The organism is Tautonia sociabilis (assembly GCF_003977685.1).
Lineage (GTDB): Bacteria > Planctomycetota > Planctomycetia > Isosphaerales > Isosphaeraceae > Tautonia > Tautonia sociabilis.
On record NZ_RYZH01000013.1, the window covers coordinates 33,229 to 59,807 of the forward strand.

Consider the following 26,579-nt stretch of genomic DNA (forward strand, 5'->3'; position numbering starts at 1 on the left):
TCGATCCCGCCTGCCCGGGGGGCGTCACGACACCCGGGCGCATCCGAGCCGGGCTCGGCTCGATGCGAGCGAGACGGCCTCCAGCAAGCCGGAGGCGAAGCGTTCGGGGCCCCAGTCCGAGACGACCTCGGCGGCGCGGCGGCCCATCTCGAGTCGGAGGTCCTCGGGCCGGGAGGCCATCCATCGGAGGGCCTCGGCGATGGCGTCCACCCGGGAGGGGTCGAAGCGAAGGCCGGTGGTGCCGGGGGGATCGGGGACGAGCGTTCCGGCGGCGCCGGCCCGATCGCTGACCAGCAGGGGGAGCACGCAGGCGGCCGCCTCGTTGACCACCAGGCCCCAGGGCTCGGAGGTGCTCGCCAGCACGAAGGCGGAGGCGAAGCCGTACCACGGGGCGAGCTGGTCGGCCTGGAGGAACCCGGGACGGTGGATCGAGGAGGAGACGCCGCTGGCGGCGACGAGGCGATCAATCTCGGCCTCGTCGGGGCCGCCGCCGCAGAGGACGAGGTCCCAGGCGGTCTCCTCGTCGGCGTCCCGGCGGTAGCTCGCATAGGCGGCGATCAGCCGGGGCAGGTTCTTCTCCCGGGAGAAGCGGCTGACGCTGAGAAAATAGGGCCGATCCGGGAGGCCGAGCCTCCCGTCGGGGGAGCGCCGGGCGGCCTGGGCTCGGGCGGCGAAGGCGGTGTTGTCCACGGCGTTGTAGCCGAGGGCGATGCGGGAGGGGGGCATCCCCAGCACCTCGAGGTAGGCCGCATGGCTCGGGCCGCCGACCAGGGCGGCGTCAAAGACGCGGAGCCGACGGCGCTTGATGGCTTCCTTCCACCACTGGCGGGGGCGGTCGATCTCCTGGCTCTCGGAGAGCAGCACCGAGGGCCGGCCGGTGCGCCGGGCCCAGCGAGCGGCGGCAAGGGCCTCGGGGCGGACGTAGCCGGTCACGGCGACGGCGTCGGGGCGGTCGCGCTCAAGAGCCTCCTCCATCGCCAGGGCGCAGTCGCCCGCGGCGAGGTCCTCCAGGGCGCGGTCCGGGAACAGGAGGACGCGGTGGAAGGGCTCGTCGCGGCGCAGGGCCTGCCAGGGATAGCGGCGCTCGACGGAGGCCGTCTCGTAGGCGATCAGGCGCCCTCCCCGCTTCGCGAGGAGGACCGCCGCCGCTCGGAGGCGGGCCAGGTGATAGGGGCCGAGGTTCGTGATGCTGATCGCCAGGTCCATGGCGAAGCGCTCCTGGTCCGGGATCCTCAGGGGAAGTCGGGTCATCTGGTCCGATCGGGAGGCGTCGGCCGGCGAACGAGGGGGACGATCGGGGTTCCGGCCCCGAGGGTTCCTTCCAGGCTCCGGAAGGGGGTGAAGGCGATCGGCGAACCATCGGCAGGTCGGTGGCGCGGGAGAAGCTCGGAGGCCGGGGGACGCTCCAGCGGGTTGCGGCGGGGCGCCGGGTCGCCTCTCCCGGCGCCGGGCTTCCGGACGGCTCAGGGGTCGGCCGGGGAGCCGGCTGCCGTCACCGAGGCGACGGCATCTCGGACGGCGAGGTGGTAGCGGGGCCAGTCGAACAGCTCGGCGAGGGAACGGGCGGAGGAGGAGCAGGAGGCCCGGAAGTCGGGGTCGGAGCCGAGGCGTTCCATCGCGGCGGCAAGGGCGTCGGCGTCGCCGGGGGGGACGAGCAGGCCGTCGATCCCGTGGCGGGCGACGGAGCCGCTGGAGGGGGTCACGATGCTCGGGAGGCCGCAGGCGAGGGCCTCGTAGGTGACAACGGCGGAGCCCTCAAAGAGCGAGGGGAAGACGAAGACATCGGCCGAGGCCATCCGGGAGGGCACCTCGGCGTGGGGGACCCGGCCCAGCAGCTCGACACCGTCGAGCAGCCCGGAGAGGGGCCGGAGATCCCGAGGAGGTGCGCCGAGCAGTTGCAGTCGCCAGCCGGGCCGTCGGATCTCCCGCCAGGCCCGGAGAAGGTAGGAGATCCCCTTCCGCTGGCAGATCCCGCCGGCGAAGAGGAAGGTGCAGGACCGGCCGTGGACCTTCTCGGGATCGGGACGGAAGCGGCGAACGTCGGCGGCGTAAGGGACGACTCGGATGCGATCGGCCGGGAAGCCGTGCCTGCGCAACTCCGAGGCGATGTGTTCGGAGGGGACCAGCACGAGGTCGGCCAGCTCCAGGTCCCGGAGGCGGCGCTGGTGGAGCCAGTCCAGCTCGGCGAGGTCGAGCGTCGCGTCGCCGAGGTAGAGGCCGAACGTCTCGGGGCTTCGCGACCGCTCCTCGTCCAGGATCCGCCGCTCCTCCCGGACGTCGCCGTGGACCATGCTCAGGACGACCGGCACTCCCCAGGAGCGGCAGGCCGGCAAGGCGTGCTCGGAGCCGACGTCGCTGAAGACGAAGGCGACGTCGGGGGGCCGGCGCCGGATGGCGTCGGCCAGGACGCGGTCGAAGCGATCGGTCCGCCAGCGGGCGACGGCGCGCCGAGGGGCGCCGGAGAGGCGGCGTTCGGCGGCCAGCGCGAGGTCGAAGGCGAGGGTGGGCCGGACCTGATCCGGAGGGAGGTCCGGGTGGCGTCGGCGGCCGAGGGCGCGCTCCAACCGGGCGTACCGGTCGCGGTCGAGCACCCGACGGGCGACCTCCCGAAGCGGGCCGGGGCCTCGGTCGTAAAATCCGGTGAGGAAGAGGCCGAGCTGGCCGACCTCAGCGAGCCCGATGGCCGCCTGATAGGCCGGCGGGCGGGCGTCGGGGCAGGCGACAAGAGCCTGCGTCGCGATCTCGGTCCCGGGCCGAAGGCCCATCCACGGCGAGGGGGGCGCGAGGTGCGTCACGAGATCGTCCCTGATCCGCGAGTCGTCCGTCCCTGGAAGCGTGGGGGCGATGATAGGGCCGAGGTCCGGCCGAGTCAATCCGAGTCGCGGCGCTCCTCGGGGGCGAGGCGATCACTCGTCCCCCGAAACCGCGGCCGGTTCGGGGAGCCTCCGGTCGATCTCGCCGAGGCGGTAGCCGAAGCCGGGGCCGGCGAGGCTCGACCAGTCGACTCGGCCTCGCCGGCGCGTATAGAGCCCGGGGTGGACGGCGGCCTCGGGGAGGGAGGCCTCGGGGTAGAACTGCATCGCGTTGGTCTCGACCCCCATGATCGTGCCGGCGTGAGCGGCCAGCAGGACGTGCGGGATCTGGGCAAGCATCGGGTTGGTCAAGTCCTGGACCATCAGGGTCATCCCGTGCGCCCTGGCCCAGCAGAGGGACAGCAGGGCGCCGGTCTGCGTCTTGCAGGTCTTCAGCGCGACGCCGGTCCAGCCGAGCGATCGGCCGAGGCGGACGAGCCGCCAGTCGTGGGCGCTCTCGTCCATGAACAGGGGTTTGCGCGCGGAGACGGAGTGAACGTCGATCCGGTGGGCTTCGAGGTCGTAGGGGAAGGGCTGCTCGACGTAGAGGATGCGGCCGAAGGTGCGGGGGGCGTCGCGCATCAGGCGGTCGAGGATATCGTTGACGTAGGAGGGGTCCTGGACGGTGCAGTTGAAGTCGGTGGAGAGCCAGTCGACCCCTTCCTCCTCGGCGATCCGGCCGACGCGGAGGACGCGGTCGAGGTCCCAGGAGGGGTCGTCTCCCCGGAGCTTGATCTTCAGGCAGGAGAGGCCGTCGCGGCGGATCCAGTCTCGGAGCAGGACGGGGTAGCCGTCGTCGGGCTCGTCTCCGGTGAGGTCGCCGGGGTCGAGGGGGTCCTTGCCGCCGACGAGGTGCCAGGCGGGCAGGGAGCGTGGCGGGGAGGGTTCGAGGAAGTCCGTCGGGAACCGGCCGGCGAAGCAGGGGCCGCCGGGGTCGGCCTGGAGGAAGCGGGAGAGGTCGTGGGGGAGGCAGTCGGGACCGTAGGTCTGATAGGTCGGAACGCTGTTGAGGACGCCGAAGGCGTCGTGCAGCGCCAGGTCGAACGCGGAGCAGCAGATCAGGGCGGCGAGCCGGGGCATCGGAGCGAGGCCGGCGCGGTGGCGATCGTTGAAGCGATCGGTGAGCGCCGGCAGGCGTTCTTCCAGGAAGCGGTGGCCGAGTTCGACGGGGTGTCCGAAGCCGAGGTCGTCGGCGCACCAGGAGTTGGCCAGCTCCCGGCAGAACGCGAGCATCGCGGCCAGGCGTTCCTCGACCCGAGCGTCGCTCGGCCAGGCCCACTGGACGCTCAGCGGCGTCTCTCCCCAGCCCTCGGCGCGTCGGCCGGAGGGGTCGACGACCGTGAGTCGGACCCGGGCGCAGGTGACGTGCGTGAGGGTTTCCGGCCCGAACTTGAGGGGGACCCGAGTCCGGATCGGCAGAACGTAGAGCGCAGCGGAGACGACTCGGGCGGCCTTGGTCGCGGTCATCGACGGGGTCCTTCGGGGGCGTCCGACGGTCGAGACCGGAAACGATCGCCGATCGGGGCGTCCAAGTCGAGGCGAAGGGAGGTCCGAAGGGGGGCGTCCCCGATCGGTTGAGTGCTCCGTCCCCGGGCCGACCGAGGCGGCGGGGAGGGCCCTCCCTCCCGCGATCGGCCCGGGGCCGGAGCGATCGCGACGGATCGCCCCGGCCCCGTGGCGAGGATCGGGAGATCGGGAGGATTCCGGGCCCTTCCGGCTCAGATGGACAGGTGAGGGGCGTTGGTCGAGGCCCCCTTGTAGCCGAGGGCGAACTTTTCTCGGCGGGCCAGTTCCAGGTCGTGCTCGACCATCATCTTGACCAGGCCGTCGAGGTTGACCTCGGGCTCCCAGCCGAGTTTCCGCTTGGCCTTGCTCGGGTCGCCGAGCAGGACATCGACCTCGGAGGGGCGCATGTACTTCTCGTCGAACTCGACGAAGTCGTTGTAGTCAAGGTCGAGCATCGAGAAGGTTTTCTCGAGGAACTCGCGGACGGAGTGGGTTTCTCCCATGGCGACGATGTAGTCGTCGGGGGCGTCCTGCTGGAGCATCAGCCACATGGCCTTGACGTAGTCGCCGGCGAAGCCCCAGTCGCGCTTGGCGTCGAGGTTGCCCATGATGAGCTTCTTCTGGAGCCCCTCCTTGATGCGGGCGGCGCCGAGGGTGATCTTGCGGGTGACGAAGCTCTCGCCGCGGCGGGGGCTCTCGTGGTTGAAGAGGATGCCGGAGCAGGCGAAGAGGTTGTAGGCTTCCCGGTAGTTGATCGTCTGCCAGTGGGCGTAGAGCTTGGCGCAGGCGTAGGGGCTGCGGGGGTGGAAGGGGGTTTCCATCGTCTGAGGAGGCGGGGCGGAGCCGAACATCTCGGAGCTGGAGGCCTGGTAGAAGCGGACCGGCTGGCTGCGGGCGAGCTGTCGGACGGCCTCCAGCAGGCGCATGGTGCCGACGCCGACGACGTCGGCGGTGTAGATCGGCTGGTCGAAGGAGACGCGGACGTGGCTCTGGGCGCCGAGGTTGTAGACCTCGTCGGGGCGGATCGTCTCCATGAGCATGGAGAGGCTCGATGCGTCGCCGAGGTCGGCGTAGTGCAGATGGAAGCGGTCGGCGAAGTCGGGGTTGCGGGTGATGTGGTCGATCCGGGAGCGGTTGAGCGTGCTCGTGCGGCGGACCAGGCCGTGCACGACGTACTCGGGCCTCGAGAGCAGGAAGTCGGCCAGGTAGGATCCGTCCTGGCCGGTGATCCCGGTGATCAAGGCATGCTTCATCGATCCGAGCCTCCGCGATGGCAGTCGGTTGACCCGGGTGCCTCCTGCCCCCGGGGGGTCGGCCTCGTCCGGCGTTCGAGCCTCCGGCGAGGCACCGGGGCGGGCCATCTTGACGTTGGGTTCAGGGAGTGTGATAGACGGCCCGATCCTCGGGGAGGACCGGCTCGATCGCGTTGAGTAATTGGGCGATGAAGTCGCGCAGCTCGGCGTCGCCGAGCCCGGCGTCGGTCGGGTGGAAGACCTCCACCGTTAGGCCCGAGCCGCGTGTGGTGCGGCCGTGGCTGCTTCGGCTGGAGATCGGCAGCCCGCGGACGAACCGCTCGACGCGACCTTCTCCAAAAATGTAGTACCAGAATCCGATCCGCTGGACCAGTTCACCTTTCTGGTAGCCTAACAGGGAGACCAATTGCTGGGAGCCGCCGGGCAGATCGACCGCGACGACTCGGCTGAGGGCTTCGACCGGGGTCCAGCCGCCGGAGGGGAGGCAGATGGCCGGCGAGTGGCGGAGGTTCAGGCCCCGGTCGGAGTAATTCATCCAGAGCCAGACCCGGATCTCGGGCCGGTCCCGGAGGCGGTAGACCCGGTTCAGGTACTCGGTGGCCTGGGACTCCCGGGCGACGTCCTCATCGACCGGCTCGTCCTGGCCGAGCCAGTCGCCCAGGACCATGGGGAGGGTCGCCAGGTCCCTTCTCAGGGGGGGACGCTCGGTTCGGGTCGCGCGCTCGACAGCCGCCTCGGCCGCCAGGCCGGTGCCGAGGATCGCCAGGCCGAGCACGACGCGACGGGTGGTGGTCATTGGGGGGCGGGCTCCGGTGGGGTGCGGAACTGGCTGATGCCCGTCGGCCGATGACTCGCCCCGGGTGACGGCGGAAGGTGCGGGGCGGTGGCGCCGGCCTGGGGGCCTGGTGCCTCGGGGCCGGGGGCGTCTTCGATCAGGGCGTTGAGCACGGCGCATTCGAGCCGAAGCAGGGCGAGCCCGAAGCCCATCAGCAGAAGCCCCTCCAGCGTGTGGAAGGTCCCCTGGGCGAGCCGGGGATCGTGGGCCATGATCCAGCCGGTGAGGACCACCCGGGCGACGTTGGCGGTCAGGGCCACGGGAATCGCCGAGCCGATCAGAACGGCCCGATACCATCGGGGGCGAGGGGAGAGGAAGGCGACGGCCGTCGTCAACGCGAGAAACCCGGTCAGTTGCCGCATGCCGCTGCACGCCTCGGCCACGAACATGCGAACGCCCCCCGGGAGCGTCAGGTGGTTCCCCTCGCAGAGCACGGGCAGGCCGGTGCCGTTGAGGATCGTGGCGGCGACCTTGCTGACGAGCAGTTGCAACGGGCTGGCGATCGCCGTGTAGAGGTGGATCGGCAGCGGGACCATGAACACGAGGAACGTCAGCGCGAACCCGAAGCGGTGCAGCGCCCCCCTGCCGGCGAAGAGGGCGACGATCCCGGCCAGACCGGCCAGGAAGGAGAGGTCGCCGACGAACCCGACCGGCACCACGATCGTCGCCAGCCTCCCCAGCAGGGCCACCACCAGCAGGGTCGATCCCAGCAGCACCGCCGGTCGATAGGGGACCGGGCCGAGCCGGGCGGCCGAGTTGGCGAAGTAGAGGCTGATCAGCGGGACCAGGAACCCGTGGCTGTAGTTCTGGTCGGTCGCCCAGACGAAGGCGAAGTGCCAGAGGGTCGACCGGAAGGTCAGGGCCAGCAGCGTCAGGCACGCGGAGGCGCCAAGCAGGGCGAGCCGGCCGTCGGAGTCGGTCCACGAGTCTCGGAGCCGGGCCAGCAGCGGGGGCAGCTCGCGGGGGGGCGGGGCCTCGTCTCGGGCCGGGAGGGTGGAAGTGGCCAAGGGATCGTCTCCTCACTCTCCGAATGTGTTCCGGTCGTCCCGGGCCGGGGTGCCGTTCGAGCCGCCGCCGACCAGGTCGATGCCCCGCCGGAGCTGGGCGAGGATGGCCTGGGCGGTGACGGGGTCGTCCGGGTCGGTGACCATGGCCGCCAGCAGGGCCTTGCGCTCCCCTTCTCGGTCGTCGAGCCGGCCCCGGAGGTCGGCCAGGTTGAACATCCAGGGGCGTCGGGCGGTGTGCTCGGCGGCCGAGAGCCGGTCGACGGCCTCGTCGTACCGCCGGGCCGCCTCCTCGATGCGACCGCCGAGGGCCATCGCCTCGGCCGAGGAGGCCAGGTGGATCGCGGGAGAGCAGCCGTCGGGCGGAGGCTCGTCCCCGAGGGAGGCCGCCCGGGCCAGCAGGCGGTCGGCGGCCGGGTCTCCCCGCTCCCGGAGCAGCCTCCCGGCCGAGAGCCAGGCGGCGGCGAAGTCGGGCAAGAGCCCCTCCCAATCGGCGGCCGTCCACTCGGGGCGGTCGGCCATGTCGGCCAGGACGGCGCCGATCCGGTCCTCCAGCGGCATCCCGAACCGCCCCCCGGGAGGATCGGCGAAGAACCGGGGCCGGGCCGAGCTGTCCGGCCGGGCCCGGCAGGCCAGCTCCAGAGCGGCGCGATAGGCCCGCTTCGCGTCGTCGACCTTCCCGGCGGCCAGCAGCGCCCGGCCGGTCCAGGCCAGCGGGCCGACGTCCCGGCTCAGGCCGGCGGCCATCGCGGGAGAATCGGTGCCGGGCTCCTGGACGGCCCGCCAGGCTCGGGCGAACCGGAGGCTTGGGTGGTTCGGCGAGGTGCCGCCGGCGGCGTGGATCAAGGCCCCGGCACGCTCCTGGACGCTCGGATTGGAGGCCGGGCCGGGCCCGGAGAGCAAGGCGGCCCGGATGATCATCTGATCGGCTGTGCTATTGCGCCAGGAGGCCATCGGCAACTCGGCCTCGCGTTCGATCAGCAGCTCGATCGCTCCGGCGTCGGGCCGGCGTCCCGAGGCCAGGCGGTCGGCCAGCCGGCCGGTGTCCCGGTCGATCTCGGCCCAGGTCCAGGCCACCCGAACTCCCAGCACGCCGACGGCCATCGCGACGAACAGCAGCGGGATGCAGAGCCAGGCCCCCCCGGGGATCGTGAGCTCGTCGGGAGCGACCCGGGCCGTCGGCGCGGGCAGGTCGGCCCTCGGCCTCACCTTCGGCCGGGGGGCGGAGGCCCGCCGATCGGCCTGCGGTTGGGCGCCGAGGATCGCCCGGACCGAGGGCCATTCCCCGGCCGTCGCGGGATGAGGGCGGCGTGCTTCCTCCTTGGCCGAGGGCGTCGGGGGGGGAAGCTGGCGCGGATCGGGGCGACCGGCCGGGGGGGCCTCGGGGGCGTTGGCCTCGACCTCGACGGGAACGGATGCCGCCGGGCTCTCGACCGGATCGGAAGGCTCGACCCGGCCATCAGGTTCCGGTTCCGGCTCCGGCGTTGACTCCGGGTCCGGCTCCGGCTGCGAACCGATCGGCTCGGAGGAGGGAGTCTCGGCCTTCCTCCCCGATCGGCTGAGGACGGAGACCAGGTCGTTGAGGCTGAGCGTCGGTGCCGAGAACCAGGAAGGACGCCGTTCCGGAGCCGACTCCTCGAGGGAAGGCTTCTCCCGATCCGGGACGATCGGAAGCGTCGGGTCCACCCGAGGGAGGCTCGGAGCCGAGGTCGAATGCGAGCCGATGCCATTCTCAACGAGCCCCAGGGGCTCCGGGTCCTCGACGTCCAGGGTGACGACGGGAGCCGCCGGGGCTGCCGCCTCCGTCTTCGGATCGTCCTCGAGGGGAAGGTCGGCCGGGCTGTCCGGAACCGATCGGGGGGCCTCGAGCCCGGCCTCGAGGGGCGAGGGCTCGGGGGAGTCGCTTCGCTGAAGGACGTCGCTCGGCTCCGATGGAGGCGAGCAAACCGGTTCCTTCTGCTCGGCCGGGGGATCGAGGCCGGGCTGGCGATCATCGGTCGGGATCGTCGGGGAGACCTCGACGGTCGTCGCCGATGGTTCGGGCCCGGGAATGAGGATCGGCTCCGCCTCGTCGGGGTCGAGGTGGATGACGCGGAGGGATCGGCCGATCGGAGGGAACGCCTCGGGGTCGCCGGGGGGAGCGATCGAGGGAGCGGCGGGGATCACCTCGGCGACGAGCCGGATGGCCTGGCCCGGGGAGGAGGGCGCGGGGGGGCTGGCCGGCTCGGTGCGGGGGAGACGCCCGGGGCGATCGTCGAGCCGGGGGAGCGGAGCGGGGGTAGCCGGGCGATCGATCCGGAGCCGAGGGGGATCGACGCTCGGGATGGCCGCCGACCGCCCGACGATCGGAGCGGGCTCGGGGGGGGCGGTGGGCGGAACGGGGCGCGAGGAGGGGGTCCGGAGCCTGGGAGTCGGGGGGGCGGGCGTCGGCCTTGGGGAGGACGGCTGGGGGCGGGGGGCATCGGCCCCGGGGCGAGGCCGGTTTCGCAGGGAGGAGCCGGCGGCTCTCCAGCGGGCTTCCCACTGACGCTCGTGCAGGCGATCGGTCAGCCAGCGCTCGCGCTGCTTGAGCCGGGCCTCCCAGCGGGCCAGCTCCTCCCGACGCCCCTCGAGTGTCTCGGCCCGAGAGCAGGCCGGATCCGAGGATTCGGACGAGGGGGACGGAGGGACGTCGCGGTCGGAGTCGGAGTCGGTGCCGGTGCCGGTGCCGACGTCGGCGTTGTCGTCAGCGTCGGCCTCCGGAGCCGAGGGAGTGAGCGGGAGCGGCTCGGGGTCGTCCTCGGTCGGCAGCAGGGTGAGCCAGCGGTCGGCCAGGCGGAGCGTGGCCCCCATGGGCAGGGGGCGGGGGCGGTCGGCGGGTCGGCCGTCGACGGTGAGGAGGCCGGAGGGCTGGACGGGTTGCAGGTGCCAGGAGTCTCCCCGGCGTCGGAGGAGGCACTCGACCTCGGCGAGGCTCGGCTCGTCGAGCTGGATCTCGCACGATCGTCCCCGGCCGACTCGAACGCTCGACGCCGAGAGCGGGACGATCCGGGTGGCACGGCCGTCCCGGGCTCGAATGTGCAGAAAGGCCGCGGCTTGCATCCCGGTCGCTCCTCCTTGAAGCGGGCCCATCCCTTGGGGTCTCGTCGGTCCGTCGCGATCGCCCCGCCCCTCAGGCGGCCTCGACGAACAGGTCGGTGCCCCCCGACAGCCATCGGTCCATCGTCCCGAAGACGGCGCAGGCGGCCAGGGCGACGGCCGGCAGCTCGACCGTCCAGTGCACGGCCGCGAAGCCGAGGAAGCAGAGCGCCGTCGCCAGCGCTCCCCAGGCCAGCGCCCGGTCGGCGGAGCCGACACGTCGCCAGGCCCGGACGATCCGGGCCAGCCCCCAGATGCCCGCCAGGGCGAGAAGCGTCGCTCCGGCCAGCCCGGCTTCGACGATCCATTGGAGGACGCTGCTGCCGGCGGTGTTCGGACTCTCGTCGGTCAGCTTGTACGAGGGGTGGATCCGGCCGAAGGTTCCCAGTCCGGTGCCGAGCAGGGGGAAGTCCCGGGCGATGCGGGCCGACTCGCGCCAGAGCTGCTCGGCCCGGTCGAGGTCGGCGGTGATCGGCGAGAGCTTCGGATCCGATCCCCAGCCCGCCAGCCGGTTGCCGGCGACCCCCGCCCCCAGGCCCGAGAGCGCCAGCAGGGTCAGCCCGACGGCCAGCCAGCGCAGCCCGGTCGGCCAGGCGCCAGGGAGCCCCGCGATCGCCAGGCCGATCGCGAACGGCACGGCCAGAATCGGCCCAGCGATCGCCCCGACCAGCCCGGCCCCCAGCACGACCACGATCGCCAGCAGGGCGACGAGCGGTCCGGTGCCCGACCGGCCGACTCGGTCCGCCAGCGGCTCTCGGCTCCCCCTGGGGGCGAGGAGCTGGAGCAGGACCGCCAGCGTCAGCGGCAGGCCGAGGGCCGCGACCGCGAGATAGGCCCCCGGACCGCCGAGCAGGCCGCCGATGAACGACGGCCGGTCCGGTCGGGGGAGCATCCAGGGGCCGATCGCGCCGGACTCCTCGGCCAGCGGTCGGAGCAGGGAGACTCCCGGCGCCTTCAGCAGGTCGAGCGTCGACGGCGCCCAGAACGGCCCCTCCCCCGGCGTGATGACGCCCCAGAGCCCCGTCCGGCCGCCGATGAGCTGCACCAGGCCGGCTCCGGTCAGCAGGCCGAAGACCGCGACCACGCTTCCCCAGATGACCATCGTCCGGCCGATCCTCCGAGCGAACCGGGCCGAGGTGATCAACACGACCAGGCCGATGCTCGCGTCGAAGAGCCACCGGAGCGTCGCCGATCGGTCCACCGTCGTCGGGGTCCGGGAGGCGGCCGGCTCGGGGGGCTCCGCTCGGGGGTCGTCCTGGAGCAATCGGCCGGTGAGCACCCCCCTCGCGTGCAGCGACCGAGACTCGGGAGAGATGCGCCCGGCCAGGCTCCCCGGCATCGGCACGAGCTGAGCCACGGCGAGGCCGAGGGCCAGGGCGCCGAGTATCGGCAGAAGGCTCAGGCGAATCCTCGCCTTCCCCTCGACCGCCACCCGGGCCAGCCCCGAGACGACCAGCAGCCCGGCCAGCGCCGCCAGCACCGGACGCCACCACCAGACGACCCCGCCGAAGGCCAGGGCCGAGCCGACCAGCATCGCGACGAGGATGCCCGCCTGGAGCCGATCGATCCACTCGAGGATGCGGGTTCGCAGGGTGCCCACCGAGGGTCTCCGGTTCGGTTCGGTTCGGTTCGATTCGATTCGGGTCGGGTACGGTTCGCCGAGACGTTCGATGGCGGACGGTTGAGGCCGGATCGCCGAGGCCAGGAGGGGAGGAGTTATCCGTCTTCTCCCCGCCGACTTCCTTCCTCGAGACGCTCCTCTCAGTTGGCCGAGGCGAGCGCGCCGGCGGCGCGCCGGGGGCGGTCGGAGAGGGCGGAGGAAACGCGGTCGGCGTCGGGGTCGAGGTAGGAGGCGACGCAGGACCAGTTGTTCACGTCTTCGCAGAGTCCGTTGAAGACGACGCCGATGATCGGGGCTCGGGATTGTTCGAGCATGGCTCGGGCGCGGAGGACGGGGCGGAGATCGTTGGCGCCGGCTCGGACGACGAGCAGGGCGGAATCGACCACGCGGCCGAGCATCCGGCAGTCGGCGAGGCCGAGGATGGCGGGGCCGTCGAGGATGACGCGGTCGTAGTGGCCGGAGACGGCGGCGACGAGCTGCTTCATCTCCAGGGCCCCGAGGATCTCGATCGGCACGCCGGAGGGGTCGCCGGCCGGGAGGAAGTCGAGGTTGGGCAGGTCGGTGCGGAGCACGGTGCGCTGCCAGGGCATCTCGCCTCGGAGGACGTCGACCAGGCCGAGGTCGTGCTCCTCCTCGTCGAAGACGGGGCGGAGGCTCGGGCGTCGGAGGTCGACTTCGAGCAGCAGGGTTCGCTCGCCGGACCGGGCGCAGGTGGCGGCCAGGTTGAGGGCGGTGGTGCTCTTGCCTTCGCCGGCCTTGGCGCTGGTGACCAGCAGCGTCACCGCCGGGCGTCCCTCGGGCCCGGCCAGGCCGACGAGGCTGGCTCGGAGGTTCCGGTAGGCATCGGCCTCGGCCGAGAGCGGCGCGCCGGCCGTCCAGAGGTGTCCGCCGCGCTGGAGCCGGGCCGTCCGCTTCATGCGAGGGACGACGCCGAGCAGCGGCAGGGTCAGGCCGGTGGTGAGTTGCTCCGGGCCTCGGACGGAATGGTCCAGGTGCTCCAGCAACACCACCAGGCCCGCTCCCGAGCCGAGCGAGGCGAACGTGACCAGGGCCAGGAGGATCGTGTAGTTCGGGCTCACCGGCTTGGTCGGGGCGATCGGCCGCTGGACGACCTTGACGGGGGAGTTCTGCGTGCGGGCGAGCACGTCGAACTGGTCGATCTTGTCCCGGAGGTCGGCCTTGGCCGCCGCGGTGCGTTCGCGCTCCTTGAGCAACGTGTTGAAGCGGCTGTGGGCGGGGGCCATCTGTCGGATCTTGCCGTAGGCCAGCGCCTCCTGCTCCTCGATCTCGGAGAGCTGGCCGCTGAGCAGCTCCACGTATTGCGGGAAGTACGACAGGGCCGGGTCGGCGGTTGGGGTCTGGGCGGCGAGCGACTCCTCCTGGAGCGACTGGATCTGCCAGTCCAGTTCGCGGAGCATCTGGCGGTAGCGGTTGAGGGCGGGGTCGCCGGGGTTCCGGGAGATGCGAGCGATCTCGCCGATGCGGAGGTTCAGTTCGCGACGGCGCTCCATCAGCTCGGCGATCTCGCGCTCCTGGGCGGCGAAGGAGGGGGTCCGCTCCTTGGGGAACATGCGGGAGATCCAGATCTGGTGGTGGAGCTGGTCGATGCTGTCCTGCTTCCGGAGCTTCATCTGCCCGAGCGACTCGAGGTAGCGGATCTGGTAGTTCTCGCCGTCGGGGGAGAGGTTGGGCTCGGCGGCCATGGCGTCGATGATCTGGCGGTCGAACTCGTCGAGCTCCCGCTCCAGGGTCTTGAGGTTCGCCTCGGCGGCGTCCTTCGAGTCCAGGACGTGGTCCTCGACCTCCTTGCGGGCCAACGCCTCGTACTCCTCGAGCCAGAGGTCGAGGATCCGGGCGACCTGGTGGGGGTCGTTCCCTTCGAGGTGCACGTCATAGTGGGTGGAGAGGCCGACTCGGTTGGTCTTCAGGCGGGCGATCAGCTCCTCGGCCGGGTCCCCGTCCGACCGCATCGGCGGGCCGAGCCGGGGGCTGCGGAGGACCGACTCGACGATCTGGCGATTGCGGAGGTCCGCCAGGCGGTTCGACTCGTACTGCTCGGCGGTGACGGGGGTGAGGTTGATCTCCTCGTCGCCGATCAGGCCGGCGAGGATCGTGTCGACCTGGGGGGGCACGATCTCGATCTGGGCCGAGGCGCGGTAGACCGGAGGCAGGCGGAGTACGAGGATCGTGCCGGAGGCTCCCAGCACGCCGGCGACCAGCAGCATCAGCCAGAACCGCCGGCGGAGGGCGCGGAGGTAGTCGGACGGCCCCTTGCCCCCGCCGTGCCCCGGGCCGAAAGAGGAGGGAATTCCCGGGACTCCCGACGGCCCGATCGCCGGAGGCGCCGGGGAGGGCTCGGCAGGCCCCCGGTCGGGGGGGCCGGCGGGGAGGCCGCCGTAGGGGAGGATGTATCGATCCATGAGTCGCACCCTTCCTTGAGCGTCGCGGCGGGGTCGGTCCGTCGGGCAGGGGTTGTGGGGTTCGGGGTCGAGGGGCCGATCGCCGGGGGCCGGTGATCTCGGTTCGGGGGGCCTCCGTCATCCCGCCGGGGCCGGTGCCGACGAGGCGCCGGGGCGGGTCAGTCGTCCTCGGGGGTTCCCCCTCCCGGGTGGGGGGCCCAGCGTCCCCCGATCCCAACGGGGGTCGGGGAGAGCCGGATCGGCCCGGACTCGGGGGACTCCGGGGCGTCGACGAGGGGCTCGGGGCCGAGTCGGATCGGAGGCGCCCCGTCGGCCAGGAGCCGGCCGAGGCGCTCGCTGCTGGCGAGCGATAGCCGCTGGAGGAAGCGGAAGGCGATGTCGGAAGCGAACTCCGACCGATCGCAGAGAAGCAGATCGACCGTCAGCAGCATGTCGCCGGCGCCGAAGAGTCGGAAGCTGGCCGTCGGCCCCGACAACGAAACTGCCCCCGGACCCGTTTCGGTCGCCTCGGGCCATCGGCCTCGGTCGAGCCGATCGACCGGCAGGCCGGGCCCTCGGAAGGCCAGCCGGGAGGCGGTGCAGCCGAGGGCCTCGGCCGTCTCGGCGACGATCTGGAGGACCCGGGCCGGCTCCTCGGCCAGCTCGACCCGCTGGATGGCCTCCCAGGTCGCCTTGGCGGCCCGCCGTTCCTGGCGGCCTCGGACCATCCGGGCGGCGAGGTCCTCGCGAAGCTCGGCCAGTTCGTTGCGACGGCTGTAGAGGATGATCACAAAGGCCGAGCAGCCGGAGCAGCCGAGAATCAGTGCGAGCACGTCGTTGCGCATCGCCACGCCGAGCAGGACCACGCCGCAGAGAAAGGCGGTGAAGCAATACAGCAGCGCCGCCGCCTGCCTCGGGTCCAGGCCCAGGCCGATCAGGACGTGGTGGACGTGGCGGCGGTCGGCGGCGGTGAGCGGGAGGTTGCGGACCCAGCGCCGGAAGATGGCCAGGGCCGTGTCGGAGATGGGCAGACCCATCGCCAGGATCGGCAGCAGGATCGAGACGGCCATCGTCCCCTTGAGCGAGCCCTGGATGCCAATGACACCGATGAGCATGCCGATGAGCAAACTGCCGCTGTCTCCCAGAAAGATGCAGGCCGGGTGCCAGTTGTAGAGCAGGAAGCCGGCCAGCCCGCCGGCCAGCGCCGCGGCCATCAGGGCCGAGCCGTAGTTGGCCAGGGCGATGGCCACGAGCATCATCGTGCCGGCCACCAGCAGGCCGACCCCCGAGGCCAGGCCGTCCATCCCGTCGATCAGGTTCCAGACGTTCATGCACCCGAGGAACCAGAGCAGCGTGATCGCCATGCCGGGCACATCGAGAACCAGCGGGCTATCCGCCCCGGGGAGGCCGACCGTCAGCGGGAGGCTCAGCGCCAGTTCGACGCCGAGCACCTCGACCGACTCGATCCGGATCCCTCCTGCGTAGAGCAGCAAGACCGCCGCCCCCTGCCCCAGCAGCTTGGCTCGGGGGCTGACGCCGAGGGTGTCGTCGACGGCTCCCAGCAACAGCACGACCCCGGCGGCCAGGCCGACCCAGGGGAGCGACTCCGACCAGTCGGTCAGCCCCGGCCAGCCGGGCATCAGCCCGAAGGCGACCAGCGGGACCAGCCCGGTTGCCAGGCCGACGGCCAGCCCCAGGCCGCCGAGCCGGGGGGTCGCCCCCTTGTGGATGCGTCGGAACTGGTCCGGGCGGTCGATCGCCCCGGCCAGGAAGGCCAGCCGAGTGACGATCGGCGTGGCCAGCACGCAGCCGAGGAACGACAGCGCGAAGACGAGCAGGTAGGAGTCGGGCGTCATGGACCGGCACCAGTTCCGTCTGGCCCGGAGGCGCGCGGCGCCCGGGGCGCCCGACGCGGGGCGATCCGGCTCGCGAGCGTCCGTGCTCGATTGCGAATCCAACGATCCGGTTCGACGGCGGGTGGCCGGCGGCGTCGGGGCCGTCCGGCGGAATTGGGCGCGGCGGAATCGCCGGGGCCCTCGGTCAGTCGGCCGGGGGGATCGGGGCGGTTGGATTCATGGTCGGCGTGCTCCTCCCTGGTGGTGCGCCGGTCTCGGTTGATACGTCGACGGGTGGGCGGGGTGTTGAGGCCGACCGGGGCGATCCGGAGCGGCGCTCGACCCCCCTTCCGATCGATCCGGGCCGAAGATCCCTGGCCCATCGATACGGACAAGGCGGCCGTAGTATGCCGGCGATGGGGGGGACGGTCAAGGGGGGATCCGGAGCGGCCGGGGCCCGGCGGCGCGGGTTCGTTCCCCTTCCCGGCCCGAGGACGCCTTCGGTATCGTGTGAGGAGTCGACTACCTCCGGGCCCGGACGATCCCGTGCGCGACCTCATCCTCGGCACCGCTGGGCACATCGACCACGGCAAGACGGCCCTGGTCCGCGCCCTGACCGGCGTGGACACCGATCGCCTGCCGGCCGAAAAGCAGCGGGGCATCACCATCGACCTGGGCTTCGCCTCGATGGAGCTGGGGGGCGTCCGGCTCGGCCTGGTGGACGTGCCCGGCCACGAGCGGTTCATCCGCAACATGCTGGCGGGCGCCTCGGGGTTCGACCTGGTGATGCTCGTCGTCGCCGCCGACGACTCGGTGATGCCCCAGACGAGGGAGCACCTGGAACTCCTCCGATTGCTCGGCCTGGCCTCGGGAGTCGTCGCGCTGACCAAGTGCGACCTGGTCTCGGAGGACTGGCTGGATCTGGTCACCGAGGACGTGATCGGGCTGGTTGCCGGCTCCTTCCTGGAAGGGGCGCCGATCATCCGGACCTCGTCGGCCACCGGGGAGGGGATCGCCGAACTCCGGGCCGCGCTGGAGGCCGCCGCGAACGCCCTGCCCGACCGGGTCCAGGACCGGCCCTTTCGCATGGCGATCGACCGCTGCTTCACCGTGGCCGGGCACGGGACGGTGGTCACGGGGACGGTCGTTTCCGGGGCCGTCTCGGTGGGAGACGAGGTGGATTGGCTTCCCGAGGGGCGTCGGGTCCGGGTCCGGGGGCTGCACCGGCACGACCGGCCGGTGGATCGGGTCGATCGGGGGTCTCGGGCGGCGATCAACCTGGCGGGGGTCCATCATGCGGAGGTCCGCCGCGGGCAGGAGCTGGCGTCTCCGGGGTTTTTGAGGCCGTCGACGGTGCTCTCGGCGATGGTCCGCGCTTCGGAGGGGGCTCCTCGGGCGATTCGCCACCGGGCCCGCTACCGGATCCACCTGGGAACGGCGGAGGTGACCGGCTCGGTCGCGGTGCTCGACGGCCCGGAACTGGCGCCGGGGACGGAGGGTCTGGTGCAACTGTTCCTGGGGGAGCCGGTCGTTTGCGAGCACGGCCAGCCGATCGTGATCCGGGAGGAGAGTCCGCCGTGGACGCTGGGCGGCGGCCGGGTGATCCAGCCGGTCGCCTCCCGGGTGCGCCGTCGCGACGCTTCGGGCCGCGATCGGCTGCTCCGGCTGGCTGGGCCGGACGCGGTGGCTCGGGCCTCCTCGGCGATGGCGTCGTATCGCCTGCGACCGTGGACCGATCTCGACCTGGCGCGGGACGCCGGCCTCTCGCCGGCGGAGGCCGGAACGATCGTCGCGTCGCTCCGGGATCGGGGGGAGCTGGTCGAGCTGCCGATCGGGCCGAGGCGGTCGATCCGGCTCCCGAAGGCGTCTGTCGACGAGCTGGAGGACCGCCTAATCCGGGCGGTCGGCCGGTTGCACGGGAGGAACCCGAGGCTCTCGAGCGTCCGGAGGTCGAGCGTGCTGGGGGAACTGGAGGACCTGAAGAGCGACGCGCTGATCTCGGCGCTGGTCGATCGGCTGGCTCGCGACGGTCGGCTCGTGGCCGGGGAGCGAACGGTCGCCCTGGCCGGGTATCAGCCGCAGTTGACCCAGGCGGAACGCCGCGTGAAAGCGGAGCTGCTCGAGGCCCACAAGGGGACCGGGTTCGCTCCTCCGCTGGCGTCGGAGCTGGTCGAGAAGGCGGGGGCTCGGGGAGGGGTCGTGCCGGAGCTGCTGGAGCTGCTGGCCGAGGAGGGCCTCCTGGTCGCGATCGAGCCGAACGCCCTGTACCTGGAGGCCGACGCCGACTCGGAGCTGAGGCGTCGGGTCATCGCCCGCCTGGCCGACGGTTCGACCCTGGCGATGGCCGATCTCCGCGACCTGCTGGGGACGACCCGGAAATACGCCGTGCCGATCGGGGAGTACCTGGACCGAATCGGCCTGACGGTGCGCGAGGGGGACCTCCGCCGCCTCTCGCCCTCGATGGGGGAGGCCGATGAGCCATCCTGAAGACCGCCCAGCGTCGCCGTTCCGACGACTGCCCCCCGTCCACGCGCTGCTCGACGCTCCGGAACTCGCGATTGCGATCGAGACGCACGGCCGGGAAACGGTGCTCTCGGCGGTGCGCTCGGTGCTGGAGGAGGCGAGGCAGGCCATCTCCCGGGGGGAGGCGTTCCCGGTCGACCCGGACTCGCTGGCCGGGAAGGCGGCCGGCCGCCTCGACGCCGACCGGCCGACCCTCCGGCCGGTGATCAACGCAACCGGAGTGCTGCTGCATACCGGCCTCGGCCGGGCCCCGCTGGCGAGGGAGGCGGCCGAGGCGGTCTCGCGGGTGGCGGCGGGGTACTGCAACCTCGAGTTCGACCTGGAGCATGGGGAGCGGGGCCGGCGGTCGTCCGGGGTGGCCGAACTCCTGCGGAGGATCACCGGGGCCGAGGCGGCGGCGGTCGTGAACAACAACGCGGGGGCGACGATGCTGGCGCTCCGGGCGCTGGCGATCGGCCGGGAGGTGGTCGTCTCCCGGGGGCAGCTCGTCGAGATCGGGGGCAGCTACCGCCTGCCGGAGGTCTTCGAGGCGTCGGGGGCCCGGCTCCGGGAGGTCGGCACGACGAACAAGACGCGGTTGGCCGACTACGAACGGGCCATCGGCCCGGAGACGGCCGCCCTGCTCCGGGTCCATTCGAGCAACTACACGATCGTGGGGTTCGCCGAGTCGGTCGGGATCGGGCCGATGGCGGCGCTGGCGAGGTCCCGGGGGGTGCTGGCGATCGACGAGATCGGCTCGGGGGCCCTCGGGCCGGGGAGGCCGCCAGGCGTCTCGGGAGAGCCGACGGTCGCGGAGGGAATCGCGGCCGGGGCGGATCTCGTGCTCTGCTCGGGAGACAAGCTGCTCGGCGGGCCGCAGTGCGGGCTGCTCCTCGGGCGGTCGGAGGTCATCTGCCGGATCGAGGCCGACCCGATGATGCGAGCGCTCCGGGTCGACAAGATGACGCTGGCCGCCCTGGAGGCGACCCTCCGGATCGCCCTCGATCCGTCCCGGGCCGCCCGGGGAATCCCCCTCTGGGCGTTCCTCTCGACGCCGGTCGATCGGTTGAGGGAGCGGGCCGACCGGCTGGCGGGGAGGCTCCGGGAGGAGCTGCGGCTGGATGCGACGGCGGCCGACTCGGTGGCCTTTGTCGGCGGGGGGAGCGCCCCGGACGAGGCGATCCCGTCGGCCAGCGTCCGGGTGATCCCCCCCCTGCCCGGCCCGTCGCCCGGGGCCTCGGAGGCGAGCCGGGCGCTCCGGCTGGGATCGCCGGGAGTTGTCTGTCGGGTGCAGGGCGGGGCGCTCTGGTTCGACCTTCGGGCCGTGCCCGAGGATCAGGACGGGGAGATCGCCGGCGCGATCGGGGAGGTCGTGCGCGGCTGATCGCCTTGCCCGGCGGGGAGCGCTCCGCCTAGGATACCCCGACGGTTCCTCCTGGCATGCTCCCCTCTCTCTTCGTCCCTGAGGTCGCGATGGCTCGGCGGGTGGTCCTGGCGATGAGCGGCGGCGTCGATAGCTCGGTCGCCGCTCACTTGCTGAAGCGGGAGGGGTTCGAGGTGATCGGCCTCTTCATGAGGACCGGAGCGCACGTCGACCAGCCCGAGCGTCGGGCCAAGACCTGCTGTAGCGCCTCCGACGCGATCGATGCCCAGGCGGTCGCCGACCGCCTGGACATTCCCTTCTTCGCGCTGGACTTCGAGAGCGACTTCGGCCGCATCATGGACGACTTCGCCGACGAGTACCTCGCCGGCCGGACGCCGAACCCCTGCGTGCTCTGCAACGTCTGGCTGAAGTTCGGCAAGCTCTGGGCTTACGGCAAGCAGGTCGGGGCCGACTTCGTCGCCACCGGGCACCACGCCCGGATCCTGCCCGATGACGAGGGGAACCCCCGGATCGGTCGGGCGGTCGACGCGGGGAAGGATCAGTCGTATGTCCTGTTCGGGCTGCGTCGGGAGCTCCTGCCTCACGTCCTGCTGCCCGTCGGGGGGTATTCAAAGGCCGAGATCCGGGCCCTGGCTCGGGAGCTGGCCCTGCCGGTGCACGATAAGCAGGACAGCCAGGAGATCTGCTTCATCCCGGACGATGACTACCTCCGCTTCGTCCGTCAGCGTCGCCCCGGGGCGAGCGAGCCGGGCCGGATCGTGGACGAGGAGGGCAGGGAGGTCGGCCGGCACGAGGGGATCGAGGCGTTCACGATCGGCCAGCGTCGAGGGCTGGGGATCGCGTTCGGCGAGCCTCGCTACGTGGTCGGCATCGAGCCGAGCACCCAGACCGTGACCGTTGGCCGCCGGGAGGCGCTGGAGAAGGCGGGGCTGGAGGCGTCTCGGTTCAACTGGCAGGTCGAAACGCCGGGCGGACCGATCCGCTGCCTGGCCCAGATCCGGGCCAGACACCGAGCGGTGCCGGCGGTGGTCGAGCCGAGGGAGGGGGGCCGGGCGATCGTCCGGTTCGAGGAGCCCCAGCCAGCGGTCACTCCAGGGCAGATCGTCACGGTCTACCAGGGGGACCTGGTCCTGGGCGGGGGATGGATCGAGCGGCCGATCGAGCCTGATGTTGCCTGAGGGCAACGCGGACCTCACCGATCGGCCTCGACGCGGTCACGGCCGAGTCGTTTGGCTCGTACAAGTGCTCGGTCGGCGCGGTGGAACAGCGACGCCGCCGACTCGCCGGGGCGGAGGCAAGCAACGCCGAAGCTGGCGCTCAAGGGGCCGCCGAGGGGTCGGATCTGACGGGACCCCAGCGCCGCTCGGATCCGGTCGGCGACAACGACCGCCTCGTCGAGCCCCGTCTCCGGGAGCAGCACCACGAATTCCTCGCCGCCATACCGGAAGAGCCGGTCGAGCGGCCGCAGCTGTTCGCTTACGATCCGGGCGGCGACCCGGAGGACCCGGTCCCCGACCGGGTGGCCGAAGGTGTCGTTGATCGCCTTGAAGTAATCGATGTCGAGGACGACGCATCCCAGCGGCGCCCCCTCGGGGCGGTGCTGCGCGATTGCCTCCCGGAACCAGCGGACGCCCTGGCGACGGTTCGCTAGGCCGGTCAGGGGATCGGTCCGGGCCTCGCGTCGGGCCTTCCGGATGAGCCTGGCCATGCGATCGGAGCGGGCCATGTGGCGTTTCAGGCCGGCGAGCTCTCGGGCCAATTCTCGGGCGGCGCCGAGCGAGTCGGCATCAAGCGCCGGGACCGCCAGCAACCAGACCGAACCGTCCGCCTCCCGGTGCACCAGGCCGGCCATCACGATCGGAGGGCCTTCCCCGCGGAGTCGGAGCAAGAGGCGGCGAGCCGGCCCCCCCGGTTTCAGCCGATCGAGGAGTTTCCGCCAGCCTCGCGCACTGCGCGGGACTAGCATACGCGACAGCTCGACGCCACCACCCTCCTCCGGCATCCGGACCGACAGCCGTTCGCTGGCCCGGAGGATGACCCCGTTGGGGTCGAGCTGCGCGATCGCGCCTCCCCCCATCTCGACCAGGAACCGGGAGACGATCGGCCCGGCGAGCGGGTGGTGGAGGCGGTTGTCGTCCATGGCAGAGGTGGTTTCCCCGCCGCCCCGCCGATCGGGGGCGGATTCTCCGAGGAGCGGTCGCCCACATCGACCCGGGGGCGTAAGGTCCCCCATGAGCATATCGCCGGGTCCCCCGGACGTCGACGGCGCGAGGAGCCCGACTGGTCCTCCCGTCAATCCGGAGCGACCACGCCCGGCCTCCCGGGGCCTCGACGCATCTCGTGCCCCGGACTCCCACGCCTAGGTCCGCACCGGAGAGGAATGAGCCATGTACCAGGAGATGTCTCGCGAGATCCTCACCGTCTCGCCCGATCACCAGCACGACGGGTCTCGCGTCCGGGCTTCGGAGAAGGCCCGACGGGCCTCTCGTGCCAGCCACGCCAGTGGCCGGCGCCGGAACGTCGACCCGACCACCACCGACCGGGAGTACTCCTCGGACGAGATGGAATTCATCCGAGCCATGCAGGAGTACAAGCGCAGGAGCGGGCGAATGTTCCCGACCTGGAGCGAGGTGCTCGAGGTGCTCCGCAGCCTCGGATACGAGAAGCCTGAGCCGGTCGACGAGGCCGTGGCCGCGAGAGCCGTCGACACCCGGTCTCGGCTCGGCTGAGGAGCCTCCGGGCCCAGGGACTCCGCCCCCGGCGTCAGGGGGCGCCGCGTCTGGCCTCCGCGATGATGCGGGGCCCTCCCGCCCTGGCGGCGGTTGATCGGGGTTCGGACAGCGTCTTGACAGCTGCCTTCGGCTCGCGTCACTGTCGAGTGTCCCCCGCTCCAGTCGGCCGGGATCGGGGGGGCGTGCTCCCCCCGGCACCGGGCCCGAGTCATCTTCGGGCAGGGACCGGGGGGGACGGGCGACCGCCGCACCACGTCCGGAGGAATGAACCGGTTCCTCCCCGCCCTTCTCGAACATGAAGACGACCGCGCACGTCATCGCCCCCGCCCGGCCGTGCAGCTACCTGCCCGGCGAGCGGGCCCGGATGGAATACCAGGTCGTCCTCAGGATGGAGCCGGCCGAGTACCTCGACCGGCTTCGCGCCGGGTGGCGGCGCTTCGGGAGGACGCTGTTCCGCCCCAGGTGCCGGAGCTGCGCGGCCTGTCGGTCGATCCGGATCGACCCCGGCCGGTTCCTCCCCGATCGGAGCATGAGGCGGGTGCGCGATCGGAACCTCGGCGCGGTCGAGCTCTCGGTCGGCCTCGCGGCGGGCCTGCCGGATCGGGAGGTGCTCGATCTGTACGATCGCTACCACCGCGACCAGAGCCTCCGGCTCGGCTGGCCGGCGCACGAGCCGGGCGCTCCCGAGGAGTTCCGCGAGGCCTTCCTCGACAACCCGATCCCGACGCAGGAATGGCGCTACCGCGTTGACGGCCGGCTGGTGGGGGTCGGCTACGTCGATGACCTTCCCGGGGCCACCTCGGCGATTTATTTCTTCTACGACCCCGGCGAGCGGTCGCGGTCCCCCGGCACCTGGAACATCCTCAGCCTGCTCTCCCGGGCGGCGGAGGAAGGCCGGGAGCACGTCTACCTGGGCTATTATGTCGCCGGATGCCGCTCCCTGAGCTACAAGGGGCGGTTCGGGCCGAGCGAACTCCTCGGCGAGGACGGGAGGTGGCTGCCGTTCCGGGGATGACGCCTTGGCGTCGGACAACTGTCGGGATCGAACTGTCCCGGCGGCCCGGCCCGTATATAATGGGGTCGAGCCGGATCGGATCGGATCGGATCGGACGCCGACGAGTTGCCCGAAGCACGAGGGGAGAGCGCCATGGCCCTGGGCACCGAACCGAGGCCGTCGCAGGGCGGCAGGATGCTCGACTACGAGCAATTCGTCGATCATCAGCTGCACCAGACCCGGTCCCGGATTCGGGCCACGGAGGTTTTCACAGCGGTTGTCGTGATGGCGACCGTGGTGCTGGGCATCCTGCTGCTGGAGATCGTGCTCGACCACTGGGTCGGGCTGCCCCGGGCGATCCGGGCGGCGGTGTTGCTGGTGGCGGGCGCCACCGGCGCGTACGCGATGTATCGCTTCGTGCTCCTGCCGCTACTGTCCTCGGTCAACAACTTCTACGCGGCGAGGAAGATCGAGGCGTTCGACCCGCGCTTCAAGAATAGCCTGCTGAATTACATCGACCTCCGCCGCCGGCGCGAGGAGCTCCCCCCGGCGGTGCTGAGGGCCCTGGAGTCGCGGGCGGTGAAGGACCTGGCCGCGGTGCAGGTGGAGGCGGCCGTCGACCAGCGGCAGTTGACCCGGGCGTTCTACGCGCTGGCGGCCGTCGTCGTGCTGTTCTGCCTGTACGTCGTCCTCACCCCGAAGAACGTGCTCGATTCGGCCCGGCGGGCCCTGCTGGCCGACGTCGCCCGGCCGACGAATACGAGGTTGATGAACATCCTCCCCGGCGACGACGCCGAGCGCGCTCGCGTGGTTTCGGGGTCCGACGTGCTCTTCTCGGCCGAGGTGGACTCTCGGGGGCTCCGCCCCGACGAGATCCGCCTGCACTACAGCGCCGACGGCGGCGACTACTTCGATTCCACCCCGCTCGACGAGGGCGAGCGGCGCTACGACCCGTGGTCCGTTACGCTGAAGAACGTCCAGCAGGAACTGATCTACTACCTGACGGCGAACGACTACCGGTCGAAGGACTACCGCCTGACCGTGATGCCGGCGCCCCGGGTGGTGTCGGTCGCTCACGATCTGGACTTCCCCGACTACACCGGAGTCCCCCGGCGAGCGGGCGTCGAGGGGGGGAACATTCGCGCCCTGGAAGGAACGATCGTCACGATCCGAGCCCGGACCAACCTGCCGGCACGGGGAGGCCACCTCGACCTGGACGAGATGGGGACGGCCCGCCTCGTGGCCTCGCCGAGCGACCCGCAGGAGCTGACCGGCCGCTTCAAGCTGGAGCGGAACGGGTCGTACACGATCAAGTTCGAGACGACCGAGGGCCAGCTCAACCCGGAGCCGGTGATCTACGACATCGAGGCCCTTCCCGACCGCCGCCCCGAGGTCCGCTTCACGTCCCCGGCGCAGGAACGGGCCGAGGTGCCGGCCAACGCTCGGATCGGCCTGTCCCTCTCGGCCTCCGACGACTTCGGCCTCGACTCGGTGCGCCTCGTCGTCCAGCGGGCGAAGCAGGACGTGATCCCCGAGCGCGATCTGACCGAGGGGCGAGAGCCATCTCGCACCCTTGAGCACACCGAGCCGCTCGACCTGGCGGCGCTCGGCCTCCGCCCCGGCGACCGCCTGACCTACTGGGCCGAGGTCCGGGACAATCGCGCTCCGTCCCCTCAATCGGTCGAGTCGGGCATTCGCATCATCGAGGTCATCGAGCCGGTCGAGGAACCCGAGGCCCCCCCTCCCGACGAGAATGCCCCGCAGGATCAGCCTCCTCGCGACCAGCCCCAGTCCCCCGACCAGCCAGACCCGGACCGCGTCCCCCGGCAGGACGCCCCTCCCCAGCCTTCCCCGGACCAGCCTCCGGCTGGCGCCGATCAACCCCCCCGGGACCGCTCGCAAGACCAGGGTCAGGGCCAAGGTCAGGGCCAGGAGCGTGAGGGCTCGGGCCAGGGACGCTCACAAGGCCAGCCTCAGGAACAACCCGAAGCGGATCGCTCCCCTGCTGGCTCCGACAGCGGCGCGTCCCAGTCTCGGCCTCTCCCGAACGACCGCCCCCTCTCACCCGAGGACCAGGAACGGCTCGACCGGCTTCGCCAGGCCTTCGACCAGCTCGACCAGGATCGTCAATCGTCTCAAAACGCCCCTCCCCCCAATCAACAAAACCAGCCTCCTCAGCCTGGCAACCCGCCGTCCGGCGATCAGCCCCAGCGCGAAAACCAGCAAGCCGGCGACCAACCGCAACGCGGCAACCAACCGTCCGGCGATCAGCCTCGAGGTGGGAACCAGCCGCGGCGCGGCGACCAGCAGGGCGGCGATCAGCAGCCTGGCGATCAACCGCAAGGCGGGAACCAACCGCGCGGCGATCAGCAGCGCGGCGATCAGCCGCAAGGCGGGAACCAGCAGCGCGGCAACCAGCAGCGCGGCGATCAGCAGCGCGGCGATCAGCCGCAAGGCGGCGATCAGCAGCCTGGCGATCAACCGCAAGGCGGCAACCAGCCGCAAGGCGGCGATCAGCAGCGCGGCGATCAGCAGCGCGGCGGAT

General features: G+C 72.0%; 17 protein-coding genes. 6 read left to right on the top strand and 11 right to left on the bottom strand.

Annotated elements, in window-relative coordinates; translation table 11 throughout:
* Window positions 1–24: 24 nt before the first annotated feature.
* The 10 genes from TsocGM_RS08405 to TsocGM_RS08450 all read right to left on the bottom strand — a co-directional run bounded on the left by TsocGM_RS08405 (window position 25) and on the right by TsocGM_RS08450 (window position 16,443).
* Window positions 25–1,251 carry a glycosyltransferase family 4 protein gene (locus tag TsocGM_RS08405; protein ID WP_233578599.1) on the bottom strand — a complete coding sequence of 409 codons (1,227 nt, stop codon included), beginning with the start codon at window positions 1,249–1,251 and terminating at the stop codon, window positions 25–27.
* Between the two features lie 212 nt (window positions 1,252–1,463).
* Window positions 1,464–2,795 carry a glycosyltransferase family 4 protein gene (locus TsocGM_RS08410; protein WP_233578606.1) on the bottom strand — a complete coding sequence of 444 codons (1,332 nt, stop codon included), beginning with the start codon at window positions 2,793–2,795 and terminating at the stop codon, window positions 1,464–1,466.
* Window positions 2,796–2,906: 111 nt separating this feature from the next.
* Window positions 2,907–4,319 carry an enolase C-terminal domain-like protein gene (locus TsocGM_RS08415; RefSeq protein WP_126724864.1) on the bottom strand — a complete coding sequence of 471 codons (1,413 nt, stop codon included), beginning with the start codon at window positions 4,317–4,319 and terminating at the stop codon, window positions 2,907–2,909.
* Window positions 4,320–4,570: 251 nt separating this feature from the next.
* Window positions 4,571–5,611, bottom strand: a complete 1,041-nt coding sequence (gene gmd / locus TsocGM_RS08420; RefSeq protein WP_126724865.1) for a GDP-mannose 4,6-dehydratase — start codon at window positions 5,609–5,611, stop codon at window positions 4,571–4,573.
* Between the two features lie 121 nt (window positions 5,612–5,732).
* Entirely contained in the window at window positions 5,733–6,407 is a 675-nt protein-coding gene (locus TsocGM_RS08425) for an EpsI family protein (RefSeq protein WP_126724866.1), read from the bottom strand.
* Entirely contained in the window at window positions 6,404–7,453 is a 1,050-nt protein-coding gene (gene xrt / locus TsocGM_RS08430; protein ID WP_126724867.1) for an exosortase/archaeosortase family protein, read from the bottom strand. Before xrt ends, TsocGM_RS08425 begins: the two co-directional genes overlap by 4 nt.
* 12 nt (window positions 7,454–7,465) lie before the next feature.
* Window positions 7,466–10,531 carry an FHA domain-containing protein gene (locus TsocGM_RS27570; RefSeq protein WP_126724868.1) on the bottom strand — a complete coding sequence of 1,022 codons (3,066 nt, stop codon included), beginning with the start codon at window positions 10,529–10,531 and terminating at the stop codon, window positions 7,466–7,468.
* Window positions 10,532–10,601: 70 nt separating this feature from the next.
* Entirely contained in the window at window positions 10,602–12,167 is a 1,566-nt protein-coding gene (locus tag TsocGM_RS08440; protein ID WP_126724869.1) for an O-antigen ligase family protein, read from the bottom strand.
* A 161-nt stretch (window positions 12,168–12,328) separates the two neighbouring features.
* Window positions 12,329–14,608: a polysaccharide biosynthesis tyrosine autokinase gene (locus TsocGM_RS08445; protein ID WP_126724870.1), complete on the bottom strand. Its 2,280-nt coding sequence runs from the start codon at window positions 14,606–14,608 to the stop codon at window positions 12,329–12,331.
* 158 nt (window positions 14,609–14,766) lie between these two features.
* Window positions 14,767–16,443: a glycosyltransferase family 4 protein gene (locus tag TsocGM_RS08450; RefSeq protein WP_126724871.1), complete on the bottom strand. Its 1,677-nt coding sequence runs from the start codon at window positions 16,441–16,443 to the stop codon at window positions 14,767–14,769.
* A gap of 525 nt (window positions 16,444–16,968) precedes the next feature.
* On the opposite strand from TsocGM_RS08450, the gene selB reads away from it, so the two are divergent.
* From selB to mnmA, 3 genes are read left to right on the top strand one after another with little or no spacing between them, the layout of a single operon-like run.
* Window positions 16,969–18,909 carry a selenocysteine-specific translation elongation factor gene (gene selB, locus TsocGM_RS08455; RefSeq protein ID WP_158633436.1) on the top strand — a complete coding sequence of 647 codons (1,941 nt, stop codon included), beginning with the start codon at window positions 16,969–16,971 and terminating at the stop codon, window positions 18,907–18,909.
* A complete protein-coding gene (selA, locus tag TsocGM_RS08460) occupies window positions 18,896–20,308 on the top strand; it encodes an L-seryl-tRNA(Sec) selenium transferase (RefSeq protein WP_126724873.1) in 1,413 nt (470 codons plus the stop codon). The genes selB and selA overlap by 14 nt, the downstream gene beginning before the upstream one ends.
* A gap of 56 nt (window positions 20,309–20,364) precedes the next feature.
* Window positions 20,365–21,486, top strand: a complete 1,122-nt coding sequence (gene mnmA, locus TsocGM_RS08465) for a tRNA 2-thiouridine(34) synthase MnmA (RefSeq protein ID WP_233578621.1) — start codon at window positions 20,365–20,367, stop codon at window positions 21,484–21,486.
* Window positions 21,487–21,500: 14 nt separating this feature from the next.
* On the opposite strand, the gene TsocGM_RS08470 is transcribed toward mnmA, so the two are convergent.
* Entirely contained in the window at window positions 21,501–22,448 is a 948-nt protein-coding gene (locus tag TsocGM_RS08470; protein ID WP_158633437.1) for a GGDEF domain-containing protein, read from the bottom strand.
* Between the two features lie 247 nt (window positions 22,449–22,695).
* Here TsocGM_RS08470 and TsocGM_RS26455 point away from each other — a divergent pair, with 247 nt between their 5' ends.
* From TsocGM_RS26455 to TsocGM_RS08485, 3 genes are all read left to right on the top strand, one after another.
* Window positions 22,696–23,037: a hypothetical protein gene (locus TsocGM_RS26455; RefSeq protein ID WP_199756728.1), complete on the top strand. Its 342-nt coding sequence runs from the start codon at window positions 22,696–22,698 to the stop codon at window positions 23,035–23,037.
* Between the two features lie 298 nt (window positions 23,038–23,335).
* Complete coding sequence (locus TsocGM_RS08480) at window positions 23,336–24,055, top strand: arginyltransferase (RefSeq protein ID WP_126724875.1); 720 nt, start codon at window positions 23,336–23,338, stop codon at window positions 24,053–24,055.
* Window positions 24,056–24,187: 132 nt separating this feature from the next.
* A partial coding sequence (locus TsocGM_RS08485) for a DUF4175 family protein (RefSeq protein ID WP_158633438.1) occupies window positions 24,188–26,579 on the top strand: 2,392 nt, incomplete at its 3' end.